12 protein-coding genes are annotated in these 18,323 nt (G+C 48.8%); 10 read left to right on the plus strand and 2 right to left on the minus strand.

What is annotated here, in order from left to right; translation table 11 throughout:
• The first annotated feature begins 186 nt into the window (after positions 1–186).
• From B160_RS0101060 to lolA1, 4 genes are all read left to right on the plus strand, one after another.
• The gene (locus B160_RS0101060; protein WP_018625985.1) at positions 187–693 is read left to right on the plus strand and encodes a shikimate kinase; all 507 of its coding nucleotides are present in this window, start codon (positions 187–189) and stop codon (positions 691–693) included.
• The gene (locus B160_RS0101065) at positions 686–1,072 is read left to right on the plus strand and encodes a DUF423 domain-containing protein (protein ID WP_018625986.1); all 387 of its coding nucleotides are present in this window, start codon (positions 686–688) and stop codon (positions 1,070–1,072) included. The genes B160_RS0101060 and B160_RS0101065 overlap by 8 nt, the downstream gene beginning before the upstream one ends.
• A gap of 199 nt (positions 1,073–1,271) precedes the next feature.
• Positions 1,272–3,833: an FtsK/SpoIIIE family DNA translocase gene (locus tag B160_RS0101070; RefSeq protein WP_018625987.1), complete on the plus strand. Its 2,562-nt coding sequence runs from the start codon at positions 1,272–1,274 to the stop codon at positions 3,831–3,833.
• Positions 3,834–3,924: 91 nt separating this feature from the next.
• Positions 3,925–4,572, plus strand: coding sequence for an outer membrane lipoprotein periplasmic chaperone LolA1 (gene lolA1 / locus B160_RS0101075; protein WP_018625988.1), 648 nt, complete (start codon positions 3,925–3,927; stop codon positions 4,570–4,572).
• Between the two features lie 140 nt (positions 4,573–4,712).
• On the opposite strand, the gene B160_RS0101080 is transcribed toward lolA1, so the two are convergent.
• Both B160_RS0101080 and B160_RS0101085 read right to left on the minus strand, forming a co-directional pair.
• The gene (locus tag B160_RS0101080; RefSeq protein ID WP_018625989.1) at positions 4,713–6,989 is read right to left on the minus strand and encodes a S41 family peptidase; all 2,277 of its coding nucleotides are present in this window, start codon (positions 6,987–6,989) and stop codon (positions 4,713–4,715) included.
• 173 nt (positions 6,990–7,162) lie between these two features.
• Positions 7,163–8,176, minus strand: coding sequence for a LacI family DNA-binding transcriptional regulator (locus B160_RS0101085; protein WP_040679221.1), 1,014 nt, complete (start codon positions 8,174–8,176; stop codon positions 7,163–7,165).
• 243 nt (positions 8,177–8,419) lie between these two features.
• Between B160_RS0101085 and B160_RS0101095 the strand changes: the two genes are divergently transcribed.
• The 6 genes from B160_RS0101095 (at position 8,420) to B160_RS0101120 (ending at position 18,296) form a co-directional block, all read left to right on the plus strand.
• Positions 8,420–9,232, plus strand: coding sequence for an SDR family oxidoreductase (locus B160_RS0101095; protein WP_018625992.1), 813 nt, complete (start codon positions 8,420–8,422; stop codon positions 9,230–9,232).
• Between the two features lie 55 nt (positions 9,233–9,287).
• Positions 9,288–12,482 carry a SusC/RagA family TonB-linked outer membrane protein gene (locus B160_RS0101100; protein ID WP_157557842.1) on the plus strand — a complete coding sequence of 1,065 codons (3,195 nt, stop codon included), beginning with the start codon at positions 9,288–9,290 and terminating at the stop codon, positions 12,480–12,482.
• A gap of 20 nt (positions 12,483–12,502) precedes the next feature.
• Complete coding sequence (locus B160_RS0101105) at positions 12,503–14,407, plus strand: RagB/SusD family nutrient uptake outer membrane protein (protein WP_018625994.1); 1,905 nt, start codon at positions 12,503–12,505, stop codon at positions 14,405–14,407.
• 29 nt (positions 14,408–14,436) lie between these two features.
• A complete protein-coding gene (locus B160_RS0101110) occupies positions 14,437–15,636 on the plus strand; it encodes a DUF5000 domain-containing lipoprotein (protein ID WP_026309435.1) in 1,200 nt (399 codons plus the stop codon).
• 86 nt (positions 15,637–15,722) lie between these two features.
• Positions 15,723–16,865, plus strand: coding sequence for a DUF4998 domain-containing protein (locus B160_RS0101115; protein WP_018625996.1), 1,143 nt, complete (start codon positions 15,723–15,725; stop codon positions 16,863–16,865).
• 69 nt (positions 16,866–16,934) lie between these two features.
• On the plus strand, positions 16,935–18,296 hold the full coding sequence (locus B160_RS0101120) for a glycosyltransferase WbsX family protein (RefSeq protein WP_018625997.1): 1,362 nt from the start codon (positions 16,935–16,937) through the stop codon (positions 18,294–18,296).
• The last annotated feature ends 27 nt before the right edge of the window (positions 18,297–18,323 follow it).

Consider the following 18,323-nt stretch of genomic DNA (forward strand, 5'->3'; position numbering starts at 1 on the left):
TGTTCAGGTTTTAAGTTCAGCGTTCAATGTTGAGGCTGGTTGCTTGGAACCTGGTTCTTGTCTTTTTTTTTGAGATTTGGTTCTTGCTTTTTTTCTTCCTGATTCTTTGAGCGAACATTTCATCATCCCCCCTGAATCCCGGATATTTGCTGTTTATTGATATTTGGATTTTAGAATTTAGCTATTATGCGTGTATATCTGATCGGTTTTATGGGAGCGGGGAAAACACATTGGGGAAAGATCCTGAGTAAAAAGCTGGAGCTGCCCTTTTATGATCTGGACGATCTTATTGTGGAATCCGAAGGACGGCCCATTACCAAAATTTTTGAAGAAGAAGGGGAGGAGTATTTCCGGATGAAGGAAAAGGAAATATTGTATATGATCACCGACAGTCATCCCAACCTGCTGCTCTCCTGTGGTGGCGGGGCGCCCTGTTATTTTAATAATATCGACTATATGAACCAGCAGGGCACCACCGTTTGGCTGAATACCCCCTTCGATATTTTACTGGGCCGGCTGCGGCAGCAAAAAGCGCACCGTCCGCTTTTAAAAGACCTGGATGACGAACAATTACAGGCCTATATTGTTAAAAAAAATAACGACCGGCGCATCTATTATGATCGCGCAAAACTAAAAGTAGACGACTGTCATATCCGGCCGGAAGAATTTGTAAAACAGATCATCGATGCATAAAGCATATCTTACATTGGGAGCAGCCCTGTCGGGGCTGGGTGTTATACTGGGCGCGTTTGGTGCTCATAAGTTAAAAGAGATCGCACCGGAGTCGGTACCTACGTTTCAGACCGGTGTGCAGTACCAGATGTACCATGCCCTTGCGCTGATCCTGGTTGCCATCCTTTTCGAAAAATATCCTGTAAAGCTCATGTCCTGGGCAGGTGCCGCTTTTCTGATCGGCATTCTGCTTTTCTCCGGGTCGCTCTATGCATTGGCCGCGCTGAAGGCTACCGGTAAAGTAGGCCTGGGCGGATTGGGAATATTGACGCCCATAGGCGGATTGTTCTTTATCGCCGGTTGGGTGATGTTGGTGCTTAGTGTACTCAATAACAAATAGTTAGAACCGGTTGGGTTGATGCTGATATTTGATTTTCTTCTGAAAGCCGGTAGATTGCCGCTAAAGGAGCGGCTCCTGGTTTAAAATTCCGTGTCGGGCACCTGTTGATACCTGGAGTAAGCGTACACTTCCAGCGCTCATTTTCATATTTTCACATTTTCAAATTCTCACATTAAACAGTAATAGTATCTTTGCTTTTATGGCGACTAAGAGTAAACCGAAGAGCAAAAGACCAACAGCACGGACGAGTAAAAATACAACAGGTACCTGGAAAGTTGAAAAAGAAGAAAAAGTTCAACTGAAGGCGTTAGCCCGGGACGAACGCACCTGGAAAATTGCCGGAACCACCTTCCTGCTGATATCTGTTTTTCTGATCATTTCCTTTATTTCTTACTTCTTTACCTGGCGGCAGGATTTTACCCAGATATCCCGGGGAAGCGAAATCCTGTGGGACCCGGATATCAAAATGATGAACCTCCTGGGCAAGCTGGGCGGGCTTAGCGCACATTATTTCATTTACCGGCTGTTTGGCATTGCAGCGGTTTTGATCAGCACCTTCTTTTTTGTAGTGGGAGTAAATCTTTTATGGCGGCGCAGGGTCTTTTCTGTATGGAGGAACCTCAAGTATGTGACCCTGGGAATGCTGGTTGTATCCGCAATTCTGGCGTATCTGTTGCCAAACGAAGAGTTTCGCTGGGGCGGCGGTGTTGGTAATATGATCGCGGGCTGGCTGACGGGCTCCCTGGGCATGATCGGGGCCGGTGCGGTGCTCGCCCTGATCGTGGTTGCCTATTTCATCTGGCAGTTTAATCCTGCTTTTAGCTTTCCCAAAAAGCTGAAGCGGCCGCAAACAGCAGGTGCCGTGGCTCCTGCGGGTCATGAGGGCGATATTCCGGAAGCGAAAGTGCCGGATGTACCGGAAACAAAAGGGGCACAGCTCATGATCGATACCGGCGTGGAGAAGCCCCAATACGATATTAAGCTGATCAATAAAGAACCGGGTGTACAGGCAAAGGAGGAAGAAGAGGGGTACGAGCGGATCACCGTTCTAAAACCCGAGACCCGGAAAGTCCCGCCCGTTGAAGCAAAAGAAACGCTGCAAGAGCAAACACAGGAGCTGGAATTACCGGTTACCAGCAAGTCCGTAAAGGCCGGGAAACCGGTTTTGGAAGAAGACCTCAAGCTGGAGATCAATTCCGGTCCCATTGCCCCCGCGCCTGCTACTGCCGCGGCAACAGCCCCTGCAGAAAAGAGTAAGGTGTATGAGCCGACGCTGGATCTGAAGCACTATAAAAAACCTTCCCCGGATCTGTTGGAATCGCACGGCAGCGAGCGGGTGGTACAGGACCCGGCCGAGCTGGAGAACAACAAAAACCAGATCATAAAAACACTGGCCAATTATGACATTGAGATACAGAAGATCAGCGCTACAGTAGGCCCTACGGTAACGCTTTACGAGATCGTGCCTGCAGCAGGTGTGCGCATTTCAAAGATCAAGAACCTCGAAGATGATATTGCGCTGAGCTTGTCGGCCCTTGGCATCCGGATCATTGCGCCCATTCCCGGCCGCGGTACCATTGGTATTGAAGTGCCCAATGCCCGCAAGACCATTGTAAGTATGAAAACTTTATTGGCATCCGATAAGTTCCGGAACAGTAGTTTTTCGCTGCCGATTGCGCTGGGAAAAAGGATCGATAATGAGAACTTTATTGTAGACCTGGCCACCATGCCGCACCTGCTGATGGCCGGTGCCACCGGCCAGGGTAAGTCCGTAGGGATCAATGCCATTCTCGTATCCCTGCTGTACAGCAAGCATCCGTCGCAGCTGAAGTTTGTACTGGTCGATCCCAAGAAGGTAGAGCTGAGCGTGTACAGCCAGATCGCCAATCACTTCCTGGCACGCCTGCCCAACGAAGAGGATGCCATTATCACCGACACCAAAAAAGTGATCAATACGCTCAATGCCCTGTGTATTGAAATGGACAACCGCTATGACCTGTTAAAGGATGCCGGTTGCCGGAACATCAAAGAGTACAATGCCAAGTTTACGGCACGCAAGCTCAACCCGGAGAAAGGGCATCAGTTCCTTCCGTTCATTGTGCTGGTGGTAGATGAGTTTGCCGATCTGATCATGACGGCGGGTAAGGAAGTGGAAATGCCCATTGCCCGTCTGGCCCAGCTGGCGCGCGCCATTGGTATCCACCTGATCATTGCCACCCAACGGCCTTCCGTAAACATAATTACCGGTATCATCAAGGCCAACTTCCCGGCCCGTATCGCCTTCAAGGTAAGCAGCAAGATCGACAGCCGTACCATCCTGGACGCCGGGGGGGCAGATCAGCTGATCGGGAAGGGGGATATGCTCATCAGTCTCAACGGGGAGATCTCCAGGCTGCAGTGTGCATTTGTAGACACACCGGAAGTGGATAAGGTGGTAGACTTTATTGCTTACCAGGAAGGATATCCGCAGCCTTTCCTGCTGCCGGAATACATTGATGAAAAAGATATGGAAAGCGGTGATTTTGACCTGGACGACCGGGATTCCCTGTTCGAGGATGCAGCCCGGCTCATTGTGGCCAACCAGATCGGATCCACCTCCCTGCTGCAGCGCAGGATGAAGCTGGGGTATAACCGTGCCGGCCGTTTGATGGATCAGCTGGAGCAGGCCGGTATCGTTGGTCCCAACCAGGGAAGCAAGGCCCGGGAAGTGCTGATCAAAACGGACGCAGAGCTGCAGGAACACCTGGATATGCTGGGTTAAAATCTGTTAAAAACTGTTAAACGCCGCAACCCGGTATCAATCTTGACGTCTAAGGAGTATAAAAATTATCAAAACAAATTTTAAAAAGAATATGAAGAAAGTATATGTAAGTGCGGTGCTTTTATTGGTGGCTGTCTTTTCCTTTGCCCAACAGCGGGATCCCAAAGCTAAGGCCATACTGGATGCCGCAAGCGCAAAGTTTAAATCCTACCAGACGGTAACCGCAACCTTTGCTTATGCCAGTCAGAATGCCCAGGGCAAGGTGATGGCGAAGAAGAGCGGAACCATTCTGATGAAAGGAGATAAGTTCAATATCAGTTTTGGTAATAATAAGATCTTCAGCGATGGCAAAACCGTTTGGAATTATGATCCGTCCAGTAAGGAGGTAACCGTTAACAATGCCAACAAATCAGAAAGCACCATCACCCCGCAAAAATTGTTTACAGATTTTTATAGTAAAGATTTTATGTATGTGATGGGCAATGATACCAAGGTGGCCGGTAAGCCGGTAAACGTCATCATCATGCAGCCCATCGACAAGAACAAAGCGTTCAGCCGCCTGTATCTTGCGGTTGATAAAGCGGCCAGGACCATCGCCAGTGCCACAATCGTGGAAAAAAATGGCAACCGTACCGTTTACAGTGTGGGCAGTTTAAAAGCGAACAAACCCATGTCTGATGCGCAGTTTTCCTTCGACCCGGCAAAGTATCCCGGCGTGGAAGTAGTGGATCTGCGATAAGCGAATCGGATAAATGAATCATAAAGTGCTCCGGGAACGGGGCACTTTTTTTCGACCATGAGCCGGCGGAAATGATCATTGGAAGCCGGAACGGCCGTAGAATGAGAGCGGATCATTCGTTTCTTTTACCGCAGCATGGATCAGTTTGCCGCATGGATCAGCTGAAGCGCTTTTTCGTAAAACTCATCCCGTCCTTCAGCCACTCCTTTTAGGGTGCGTTCCAAAGGTATGTCAGGTACAATACCTTTTATATGGTGTTTACTACCATCATGATTCTTTGCCACCATTCCCGTCCAAATAATGGTATATCCTCCCGGCAAATCGGCGGTATTAGCGTCGCCATTGGCACCGGCGGAGGGCTGGCCGATGATGGTGGCGAGTTTGAAATCTTTGATAAAACCCAGGTAACTTTCTGACAGGCTGCCAGCACGGCTATCCGCTATAAAAACAACTTTTCCGGTAACCCGGGGTTTCTTGGGTTTCATATTCCATCCGGAGCCTTTGAACTCGATATTTTCCTGGTCGGGATAAGCCGTCTGCGGAGTGAACAGCCATTTTGTATCTTCTTCCTCTTTTAGAAGATGGTAGATAAAGTCATTGTTGCTTTCCGGATGACCGCGGAAGTCGCAAATGATGCCCCGGGCTTTGACAAGCTCCGGCATCCATTTATCGATCGAATTCTGCAACACGGTACTCATATTAAGATAAAATAGATCGTTTTCAATTTTACTACTTGTTTTTTTCAACCGGTTCAGACTATTGTAATATTGCGCATCAGTAAAACTTCGTTCCAATTTTTGACGATGAAGCGCTCCGTCCTGTCTGAAGCTTATTTCCACTGTAGTGTATCGGGAACCGTCTAACAGTGTGGTAACGGCAGCGTATGATTTCCACTGTGGGGACCCGGAAATAGAACTCATTTTATCTTTGTAAACATCCATCACATCTTTCCCGTTTATTGTTGTAATGACCGCCCCTCGTTTTATTCCGCTGATGCTGGAGTCTAACACCTGGTCTACGACCACTTTTCCCTCCACCCAGGCTAATTGTAAGGGTACGTTATATGCATGAGTGGTGTCTCCCCATAAACCAACCCGCATGTGACCATCATTCAAAGGCTCCATAAGCTTTAACAAGGTTTGTCGAAATTCGAGTGGGGTTTTATCTGCAAACGACCTTTTGATCGCCTCGCTCAATAGTTCATCAGCGCTTTTGGACGCGTCTTCCCAGTAAGGGAAAAAATGTTTAAACAGATTCCATGAAATAGCAATGGCTCCCAATCTTACACCCAGGTTTTCCGCCGTTTTGTGCTGCTGATAAAACGCCGTTATTTCCTTTTTAAGCGCAACAAGCTTTGCACTATCTGCAACAGGAAAGGTATGGTTGGCGGTACCATAGAGCGCTATGGGAAAGATGACAGCTATATTTTTTGCAATGGATTTTTGAAGCGTGGTGCCGGGGGGGGGAATATGTTTATAGTTGATGGTGTTTATGTTTACTATGGAACGGTTGCGCTCCAATCCCCTAGGCTCACTTGCCACAGAAAGCACTTTGTTGTTTCCAAGGGTAGCCATTGTATACTTATATCTTTTTGCCGGGGCTATATTCCAATCCGCCGGAAGTGTACTGGCCCATGTTTCAAAATCTCCATTATTGATGGTTACCGGTTCCCATTGCTTTAGAACCTTATCATAGACAAATATCTTTATATCATCGAACCACACAGAACCCCTTCCTTCCAGCATTCCTCCAAGTATAATTTGACGGGCGTTTTTATCAACTGTTCCGGATACTTTGTAAACTGTCCATTCATTTTTTTTGGCAGGCTCACTATCGATATTATATGAAAGCCCGGCTCTTCCAGCCTTGTATATTTTGATCCGTAAATAACCACTGCCATCGGTAACATCCGCTTTCATTTTTCCTTCCATCCTGATCTGCTTCCCCCTTAAGCCGGAGGCGTCGATAACCTGTGTAAACAGCTCAGACCTTTCCGATGACTCGACAGAAGCTTCTATGGGACGGTTTATTCTTTTGCTGGAATAAGGCCGGCGATCATTGATCCCCACGCCCGTATGAAACCAAAATATGTTTTGATGATCCTGTGGCTTTTCGGGTGTGATGCTTGCAACGTTGAAATGAGGCTCGCGCCCCAGCTGAATGGACGGGGCGATGGGCATGAATAAATTGCTGAGGGTTCTAAGCAGTTCATCGTCTGAAGAAGCTTTTAGAACCTGGTGGGCGCCATAAACTGCAAACTGATTCCAGTTAATGGACGCCGCCTCGTCCGACGGATGAAAATGTCTGATATATCCATACAGCTTTGTAAAGGCTTCAATATTTTTTTGCTGTTGTGACGTTTGAGCGCCAACAGTCATTCCATGAAATAGCAGCAGGACGATAACGAAATTTTTCATTGGTAATCCGTTTTAGCCAGACATAAATATATATAGCGTTGCCTGAATGTGTTTATGGAAGAGTCTCAATGTATTGTTAATATATGCTTTGGCCCCGGGGGAATCGGTTTGCCTTTTATCCGCTGTTGCGCAAAGTAACGCAGCCGGTCTGCACACCAATGGCCGTGCAGGCTTTATGAATGATGAACAATCAGCTTACAGGGAATATGCAGGGTAGATGCGGGCAGGGGCTGGTCGGATTCGTTTTCGATATGTTTCAGTAACAGCGTTGCAGCGGCGATGCCCATGTCAAACGAATTTTCATCAATTGATGCGCTGGGCTTATGATCCAGGTATTGGATCAGCGGCAGGTTGCCGAACCCTACGATCGCTACCTGTTGTAATTTCTGCGGGTAATTTTCTTTGATGAAGCGGAGGGCGTCAAGACTGACATAGCTTTTGAATGTAAAAAGCGCCGTAGGCGGATCAGGAAGTGCAAACAGGGCTTCCATCACTTCGTCGGTTTGTGTAACAGAAAAGTCAATTTCCTTGACCAGCGAGGGGTCGTAGGAAATACCTCTTTTTTCGAGGGCCATACGGTAGGCTTCATGCCGGAGGTGGCTGGTGCCCAGCGCCTTTGGCCCCATCAGGTGCGCAATACGGCGATGCTGCTTTTTTATAAGATAATCAATGGCCAGTTCCGCTGCATGTTTATTATCCGTAACCACCGAGTCGAAGCCCGGATCGTTTAGCGAGCGCGACAGAAAAACCACCGGGATGCCGGTTTGCTCAAGCCGCTGAAAGAGCGCGGTTGTTTTTGTGTTCTTGGAAATGGCAATGATCACCCCATCCACACGGTTGCTGATCAGGTTCTGGATGATCTGCGCTTCTTTTTCCGTGTCTTCATGCGATTGGGCTACAATTACCTGGTATTTATTGTCGCCGGCAACCGCCTCCACTCCGTTGATGGCCAGTACATAGAACTGGTCCAGCAGGTCGGGGATCACCAATCCGAGCGTAAACGATTTGCTTTGCTTAAAATGCCGCGCTGCTTCATTGGGAATATAATTCCACTCGTTTGCCAGTTTTACAACCCGTTCTTTGGTAAGCGTGCTGATGCTGGGATTGTCGTTCAAAGCCTTTGAAACGGTAGAAACAGACATGTTGAGTTTTGCTGCAATATCTTTTATGGTAACGCCCTTTTTCACTGTTGATGATCTCAGATATTTGCTCAAAAGTTCTGAAAAATCCTGTGATTTTCAAAAAAAATATTTTTTATTCAAACGTTGTAATATTGGATTAGCGCCGTTTTGACGCTTCCGCTATTGAAAACCGATAGGATTAATGATATATTCGTGCTGTTTAAGAGAAAAAACTACTGAAATACATTGCAACGCCGGAGAGAAACGATTCATTGATTTTTGCTCGGCTTTAGATTAAAAAAAAGAAATATGACAGCGTTCGACCTTGCTGGTAAAGTTATTGTGATCACCGGAGCAACGGGCATTTTAGGAAAAGCTTTTATAGATGGTATCGTGGCTGCCGGTGGGGCTGTGGTAATAGCCGGCAGGAATGAAAAAGTAGCGAAGGAACGCGAGGCCCGGGTAAAAGCACGCGGAGGAAAGGCGCTGTCAATTATTGCAGATGTTACCAGGGAACCGGAACTGATTGCCGGCCGGGACCGCATCCTGAGCGAATTTGGGCGGATTGACGGTCTGGTAAATGCAGCCGGCGGTAATATGAAGAACGCCATCATACAGAAGGACATGGGGCTTTTTGACCTGGACATACCCGCCCTGCGCGAAGTGATCGATCTGAACTTAATGGGAACCGTATTGCCAACGCAGGTCTTTGGAAAAGTGATCGCGGAAAATGGCGGGGGCAGCATTGTCAATATATCTTCCATGGCCTCCCAGCGGGCAATTACAAGAGTGCTGGGATACAGTCTTGCAAAGAGTGCTATTGATGCATATACCAAATGGTTTGCTATGGAATTGGGAAACCGCTATGGAGACGCTGTCCGGATGAATGCAATTGCGCCGGGTTTCTTCCTTACAGAACAAAACAGAGAACTGCTGACGACACCCGGGGGTGGAGTGACCGAACGGGGTGCAGCTGTGGTGCAGCACACACCATTTAAGCGGCTGGGCGATCCGGAAGAACTGATTGGGGCATTGGTATGGCTGCTGGGCGATGCTTCCCGTTTTGTAACAGGAACCGTGATCAATGTAGATGGAGGATTCTCCATTTTTAGTGGGGTGTAAGACGGCCGTTTTCCGATATAAGGCTGCTTTTAATATAACGAATGCAATTTTAAGTATGAGAATTTTACGAGTGCATTGCTTGCTCGCGTTGGTCTGCGTGCTGACGGGGCTGAGTGCTACAGCAAACAGCAGAGCGTATCCACACGCTTGCGTTGCCGGGCCAGGTGAACCAACATTAGCTGCAGATTCCCTGGTTTCCGGCGTGGTAAAAAATGTAAAGAATGAGCCGCTGGAGGGGGCCACGATCCTGATCAAGAACTCCGCCCGCTCGGCACTGACCAACGGCAACGGCGAGTTTTCCATCCTGGCAAAAGATCAGGATACCCTCATGATTTCCTATGCCGGCTATGAAACCAAGGAAATAGCCGTCGGCAGCAGCCGGATCTTTTCCGTTACACTAAATACTGCCGGAGAAAATCTCTCCGATGTTGTGGTGGTTGCCTTCGGAACACAGAAAAAATCAGAGGTGGTCGGCTCCGTAACTCAGATAAAACCAGAGGAACTAAAGATCCCTTCCAGCAATCTGACCACGGCGCTGGCCGGACGTGTTCCGGGGATGATTGCCGTACAACGGACCGGCGAGCCGGGAGCCGACAATGCCGAATTTTATATACGCGGCATCACCACTTTTGGATATGGCAGAGGACCGTTGATCTTAATTGATGGAATAGAATCGACCACCAATGACCTTGCAAGAATTAATGTGGATGATGTGGCCAGCTTCAATATTTACAAAGATGCTACAGCCACAGCATTGTACGGGAGCCGTGCGGCAAACGGCGTGATCTCCATTTCAACCAAGGAAGGTAAAAGAGGCGCGGCGAGGATCTCGCTCCGGGCAGAAACCAACCTCTCCATGAATACACGGGATGTGGAACTTGCGGACCCGGTCACATATATGAAGCTGAACAACGAAGCGATCCTTACACGAAATCCGCTGGAGCAGGTGCTGTATTCGGATGAGAAGATCGATAATACAGTGGTTGGCTCCGGCTCCTACATCTTTCCTTCGACAGACTGGAGAAAGGAAATGTTTAAGGACCATACGGTGAACCAGCGTTTGAACATGAGCGTGAGTGGAGGTGGGGATGTAGCCAAGTATTATGTGGGAGGAACCTTTACCCAGGATAATGGCCTGCTGAAAGTAGACCAGAGAAATAATTTTAACAACAACATCAATTTCAGGACCTATTCGCTGCGGTCCAATGTGAACATGTTCGTTTCGCCCAGTACCGAAATGATCGTACGCCTCTCGGGTGTATTTGAAGATTACAACGGGCCGATTTACTCCGGCGGCGGTATGTATACAAGGGTTATGCGTGCCAACCCGGTACTGTTCCCCGCTTACTATCCAAAAGATTCGGCACACCGGTTTGTGAACCATATTATGTTTGGCAACTACGGCAACGGCGATTACCTGAACCCTTATGCTGATATGGTACGCGGTTACCAGGACCGTGGCCGCTCCAAAGTGGGAGCACAGCTGGAGCTGAAGCAGGACCTCAAAGCGATTACCCCCGGATTGAAAGCACGTGGAAGGCTGAGTACCGACCGGCATGCGTATTTTACCATTACCCGGCAATATCTGCCTTTTTATTATGGGTTGTCTAACTACAATCTCAGAGAAGGTACATACAATGTTTACCTAATCAATGAAGAAGAAGGAAGAGAGACCCTCGATTACGACGAGGGTACGAAGGAGATCAATTCAACCATTTACGGAGAAGCAGCGATCGATTATTATCGTACATTCAATGCCCGGCATACATTAAGTGGAATGGTCATCGGGTATCTGCAGGAGCGCCTCAACCCCAATGCAGGCAGTATTCAGCAGTCGTTGCCGTTCCGGAATATCGGTTTATCAGGAAGGGCTACTTACGGCTTTGACAACCGGTATCACATAGAGTTTAACTTTGGCTACAATGGCTCAGAACGCTTTTATAAAACGCAGCGCTGGGGATTCTTTCCCTCCGCGGGTATTGCGTGGACGGTTTCCAACGAGCCCTTTTTCCAAAATATAAAGGATAAGATCAACCTGTTAAAGTTCCGCGCTACTTATGGATATGCAGGCAAAGATGATATTGGCGATGCAAAAGACCGTTTCTTTTACCTGTCGGAAGTAAACTTAAGTAATGCCACCTATGGCTCGGTGTTTGGGAGAGATAACGGCTATTCCCGCCCGGGTGTTTCCATTTCCCGCTATTCCGATCCGAATATTACCTGGGAAACTTCGCGTGACGCCAACTTTGCAATCGAGTTAGGGATCTTAAGAAAGCTGAATCTGGTAGCTGAGTATTACCGGAGGAACCGGTACAATATTTTGCAGCAACGGGCATCCACACCGGCATCCATGGGTTTATGGGCACAGCCACAAACCAACATTGGCGCGGTTACGGGGCAGGGGGTGGATGTGGACCTGAGCTTTAACCATACGTTTGCCAACAATATGTTTATACAGGCAATGGCCAACTTTACCTACGCCTCTGCCAAATATAAAGTGTTTGAAGAGTACGAGTATCCCGGTGCCTGGTGGCGGTCGCGGGTGGGCTATCCCATCAACCAGCAATGGGGATACATTGCCCAGAGTTTGTTTGCGGATGAAGCCGAGGTAGCCAACTCGCCGGTGCAGGGTTTTGGTCAGTATATGGCGGGAGATATTAAGTACAAAGATGTAAACGGAGATGGAAGGGTCACCGAGCTGGATATGGTTCCGCTGGGCTACCCCACCACACCGGAGATTGTTTATGGATTTGGATTGTCTTTTGGCAATCAGCATTTCGATGTCCAGGCCTTCTTCCAGGGTGCGGGCCGAACCTCTTTCTGGATCGACCCCGAGGCCACTGCGCCCTTTAACGCTTATTATTATAACAATGATGAACGTTCTTCAGGAATCCGGTATGTGAACCAGTTGCTGCAGGCGTACGCAGACAGTTACTGGTCGGAGGATCACCGCGATCTGTATGCGCTCTGGCCCAGGCTGAGCACGTATCCGATCACGAATAATACCCAAACCAATTCCTGGTTTATGCGCAACGGTGCCTTTTTAAGGCTGAAGCATGTGGAGCTGGGGTACAAGCTGCCCCATGCATGGCTGAACAGGCTTGATATCGCCAGCGCAAGGGTGTATGTGAGTGGTATTAACCTGTACACCTGGAGCAAGTTCAAGATCTGGGATATCGAAATGGGCGGCAACGGCTTGCGGTATCCCAACCAGAAAGTGTATAACCTGGGACTATTAGTAGATTTTTAAACTCATGAAATTGTGTTAAGATGCGAAATACATTATTGATAGCAATTTTAATAACGTCTGTCATTACATCATGCAAGAAGTATCTGGATGTGGTTCCCGACAACATTGCTACCATCGACCATGCCTTTAATATGCGGCAGCAGGCAGAAAAATTTTTATTTACCTGTTACAACTATCTTCCCCGGCACAGTGCCATGTCCGGATCTGCCGATGAAAACCCGGCGCTGGGCGGAGGCGATGAGCTGTGGTTTCATAATTTTTATGTACCCAGCTCCTGGAATATTGCCCGCGGATATCAGAATGTGGTGAACCCGTATGATAATTTCTGGCAGGGATCGGGTGGGGGAATAGACCTTTATCAGGGCATCAGCGACTGCAATATTTTTCTGGAAAACATTGGCCGGACGCCGGATATGGAGCAGGGTGAAAAAAACAGGTGGATCGCTGAAGTGAAATTCTTAAAAGCCTATTATCATTTTTACCTTACAAGAATGTACGGCCCCATTCCGATAAAGAAAGTGAACCTTCCGGTGAACGCCAGTCCCGACGTGGTGAAGGTGCACCGTGATCCGGTAGACTCCTGCTTTAACTATGTAGTGGCGCTGATCGACGAAGCCATTCCGGACCTGCCGGAAACCATCGTAAATGAAGCTGCCGAACTGGGGCGGATCACCAGGCCGATTGCCCTGGCCATCAAAGCCGAAGTACTGGTTACGGCAGCAAGCCCGCTTTTCAATGGCAATACCGACTATGCGAATTTTAAAGACAACCGCGGCATTGCTTTGTTCAATACCACTTATGACCCCCAAAAATGGGTAAGAGCAAAAGAAGCCTGCAAAGCTGCGATTGACGCCTGCCATGCCGTAGGAAATAAACTCTACTACTATAGTCAGAGCAACCGGCAATACGATATACCCGATACCCTCAAGCTCCAGATGAACATCCGGAACGCCATGAACGAAAAGTGGAATGCTGAAATTATCTGGGCCAACACCAACAGCATGGTCGATAATTTGCAGATCCAGTCTACCCCCAGGGGGCTTGATCCTTCCAAGCGGGCTTCCAGGAGCACTTTGGGCAACTGCGCTGTGCCACTGAAAACAGCCGCAAAGTTCTATACAAAAAATGGTGTGCCCATTGATGAAGACAAAACCTGGGATTATAGCGGAAGGTTCGCACTCATCCAGGGTACCGAGGAATCAAAAAATTATCTGGTACCGGAATACACGACGGCAAAGATGAATGAAGGCCGGGAGCCACGCTATTATGCCGATCTTGGCTTTGATGGCGGCGTCTGGTACGGTCAGGGTAAGTTTGATGCGGCGGAAGATATGTGGTATGTATCGTCTAAAAAAGGAGACCCGGCTGCCAATATAGCAAATGACAGCTACAACATTACCGGTATCTGGCCGAAGAAATATGTGAACTATGTAAATGTGATCCAGGACAATACCTATGCAAGAGAGAACTACCCCTGGCCGGTGATGCGGCTTGCGAATCTTTATCTTTTATATGCGGAGGCGTTGAACGAGGCCGACGGACCTTCTCCCGAGGCGTACTCCTATCTGGATAAGATCCGGGAGCGTGCGGGTTTGCAGGGAGTGGTTGACTCCTGGGCAGCTTTTGCCTATAACCCCACAAAGCCTGCAACCAGGGAGGGCCTGCGGGAGATCATACAGCGGGAACGGACCATTGAATTAATGTTTGAAGGACAGCGCTTCTGGGACCTGAGGAGGTGGAAGACGGCTATACAGGAGCTGAATCAGCCCATTACAGGTTGGGATATCGAGCAGAAAACACCTGAGGGGTATTATCGCGAAAGACTATTGTATCAGCAGACGTTCAGTCTGAAAGACTATTTGTGGCCGGTACGTGAACTGGAGATCTTCGCCAATAAGAACACCGTTCAGAACCCCGGATGGTAATCTATAAATTAAAATCAAACGCACATACCATGGCAAAAAGATATGTATTTGTTTTAAGCGTTATTTGCTGCATTGGCCTGTTGTTCTCCTGCTCGCGGGAAAACTACATCAGTCCGATGGCTGACGATGGCAGCGCTCCTTCACCGGTTACCCAGGTGTCTGTAAAGCCACTGCCCGGGGCGGCCCTCCTGCGCTATAAATTACCGGCAAACGAAAACCTGCGCTATGTGAAGGCTGTTTTTGAAATAAGACCCGGTGTGCAGCGGGAAACCATTTCATCTTTGTATCAGGACAGCCTGGTGGTCGACGGCTTTCCGGATGTAAAAGAATACGAGGTAAAACTGTACGCTGTAAGTTTTGGTGAAAAAAGCTCCGAGCCTGTAACGGTAAAGGTCACCCCATTGACCTCTCCTTTGCAGGAAGCATACAATACTCTGCAGTTTGAGGAAACCTTCGGAGGAACCACCATAACGTTTATGAACAGCGGAGAGGCCAGCCTGGCAGTAACAATGCTGACACCGGATTCTACCGGAAAGCTTACGGAGATACAGACCTATTATACGAAATCCTTACAGGGCAAGTACTCCGTCCGTGGTTTTCCCAGTGAACCGCGTGTATTTGGCGCCGTTGTCAGGGACCGGTGGGGGAATCTTTCGGACACCATCAGGCAAACCATTACACCCGTGTTTGAAGAGCTGATCCCCAAAGACCTGTTCAAAAGTGTAGTATTGCCCACCGATGTGGTGGGGGGGCACGCCAACGCCTCCTGGACACTGGATAAGATATGGAACGACAGCTACGGAGCCGGTTCAACCCAGTTTCACACAAAGCCCGGTTCCGGGATGCCGCAATGGTTCACGTTCGATATGGGCCGCGTTTGCCTGCTGAGCCGGTACAAGTTTTACCATCGGGCCGGAAGCCAGTATGTATACCAGCTGGGCGCGCCAAAAAAATGGGAAGTATGGGGGAGCGTGAATACGCCCGATCCCTCCGGTAGCTGGAACGGGTGGGCAAAACTGATGGATTGTGAGTCCTACAAACCTTCGGGTGAAGGGCCCGTAACGGCGGAAGATGTAACCTATGCCGTTGATCAGGGAGAGGACTTTATTTTCCCCGAACAGGTTCCCGTAAGGTACCTGCGGTTCAAGATCAACGAAACCTGGGGCTTCCTTGACTATATATACATCGCTGAAGTAACTTTTTGGGGAGATGCCGATATCACCCCTTAAACACCGGCAATGACCGGAAAAATGATTTGTGAACTTAATAGGTTGTTCGGACAGCATCCGCACAACGGATATAAAAAACTAAGCGCATGAAGAAGATAGAACCATTGATATTGATCCTGTTCCTGCTTGCAGGGGGTGTTTTTTCAGGCTGCTCCAAAATGGATGATACCTACAAAGAATTCCTGGATTACGGGCAGCAGAAATACCCCGGGAAGCCGGTGAGCGCAAAAGTATCGCCGGGGTATAAACGCATGATACTTTCCTGGGCCAACTCATCTGACCCGAAAGTTACCAGGGCCATGGTGTACTGGAATAACCGAACAGACTCTCTGGAAGTGGCATTGGATCCTTCAAAGGACTCCACCTACCTGCCATTCAACAATATGCCGGAGGCTACCTATGTTTTTGAGATTTATACCTTCGATGACGAGGGCAACCGTTCGGTAAAAACAGAAGTGATCGGCAAAGTGTACGGCGATTTTTATAAATCAACGCTTTTGTCCAGACCCATTTACGATGCTACCGTTGTCAGCGACAGTCTCTGGATCGTGTGGGGCGGAATATCCGATACGGCGATCGTGGGCACAGAAGTGTTATTTAAAGATAAGGACAATGTGACCCGCAAATATTTTGTTGATAAATCGATCCTGCTTTCGCAGTTTCCCGATTTTCCACGGGGAACGATTCAATACAGGACTGTTTATGTTCCCGGTCTGTTTGCCATTGACACTTTCTATACGGAATGGATTTCGATGTACGTAAAAGGCCAGCGATATCCGTTGCCAAAAGACGGATGGATCGCAACGGCGTCCAGCTTTGATATAAGATCCGGAAACAGTTACCGGCCCCCTTCCAATCTTATTGACAATAACCCTGTATCGTTGTGGGTAAACCAGATCGCAGCAAATACAACGCCTCCCACAGCCCAAACCTATTATCCGCATTGGGCAGCCGTTGATATGGGAAGTACCTACGATCTTGAGGGTTTTATTGTACAACAGCGCAATACGGCAACCAACCTGGTAAAAGATGTGGAACTGTACACGAGCGCCGATGGGGAGCACTGGACCTTCCAGTTGAAATATACCCTTGAAAACAGGGCGTCCGCCGAGGCCTTCATCGATCTTCCGCAGGCAACCTCAGCCAGGCATATCAAACTGATTGCACTGAACGACTATGGCAATTCGAACAACGTTGCCCTGGCAGAGTTTGGAGCATATATCCGGTAAGGCAGATGGTACTGGAACCGGCCGGGTATTTGTAGCATATATAGCGCGTACCTTTAAACAGACCGAAAAATGCAACGGAGAAGGTTTTTGAATGATATGGGAAAAGGCACCATAGCGCTGGCTGCCGGAACCTCCGTTTGGAGCGGAGCAGCCTTTGCGGCCGCTTCAGGATTGGATAATGGCGGGCTTCCGAAGGCTCGCTCAAAGATGCCGGACGAAACACCACGGTTGCCCAGAGACCTGGAAAAGCTGGTGGGAAATACGGCGCTGCTGAAGAAGCCGGACCATTTAACGGTAGCGGCCTACCTGTTTCCCAATTACCATCCGTCGGCCATTCATAATAAATTGTATGGCGAAGGGTGGACGGAATATAACCTGGTGCGCAGCGCCCGGCCCTGGTTCCAGGGGCATCAGCAGCCGCGCGGACCACTGCTGGGTGAGCTGGATGAAAGCAAACCGGCCACCTGGGAGAAATACAATACACTTGCCAAACAAAGCGGCATTGATGTATATATATGGGATTGGTACTGGTACAATGGCGAACCGGCCCTGCACGAAGCCCTGGAAAATGGATTTTTAAGAGCTTCCAATGCGGCAGATGTACAGTTTGCCTGTATGTGGACGAACCATCCCTGGTACATTCTGTTCCCGACAGAGCAAACGGATGGAAAACCCGGTTATCCGCCCAGCTACCAGCCACCGGATGTGACGCTGGAAGAATGCTGGCGCAGTATGTCCTATATCATCTCGCGGTATTTTCATTTGCCCAACCACTGGAGGATCGGCGGCAAACCCGTGCTCTGTATCTGGGACCCCAACCGCTTGGAAAAAAATATCGGTATGCCGGCTGCAAAGAAACTGTTTGCAGACCTGCGCGCTTATGCAAAACAGCTTGGTCATAAAGGCATACACATTCATTCATCGGGCTTTTATACCCCCAACAGTAAAGAGGTGGGGTATGATACTGCAGGCTCCTACAATCCGCTGGATTGGACCACCCGGCGGTTTCAGCCGAAGGAGAACGAGATCTCGGACTATGAAGTGGCAGCCGCTGATGTAGCGTTTAAGCTTTGGCCGGAGCACCATAAAGATTTTAAAGTGCCCTACATCCCGGCACTGTCGCCGGGTTGGGATTCTACCCCCCGGTACATCATGCCCAAAAAGCGGCCGGCAATACCCAATCGTGATGAGTGGCCGCGTTGCGTGATCTATAACAACGAAAGCCCCGCCGCTTTTAAAGCCTTTGTGCAAGCCGCCTTTGCTTACCTGAATAAAAATAAAGAAGTGCCCGCTATCCTTACGATTGCCTGTTTCAATGAATGGACGGAGGGCCACTACCTGTTGCCGGACAACCGTTTTGGATATGGTATGCTGGATGCGCTCGCGGAAGCGCTTGAAATAAAAGGTACCCACCTGCTTCATGGAAAATAGAGGTAAGGGTGCTTTTCAAATGCGCGA

The sequence above is a fragment of the Niabella aurantiaca DSM 17617 genome, from assembly GCF_000374125.1.
In the GTDB taxonomy this organism is placed as follows: Bacteria; Bacteroidota; Bacteroidia; order Chitinophagales; family Chitinophagaceae; genus Niabella; species Niabella aurantiaca.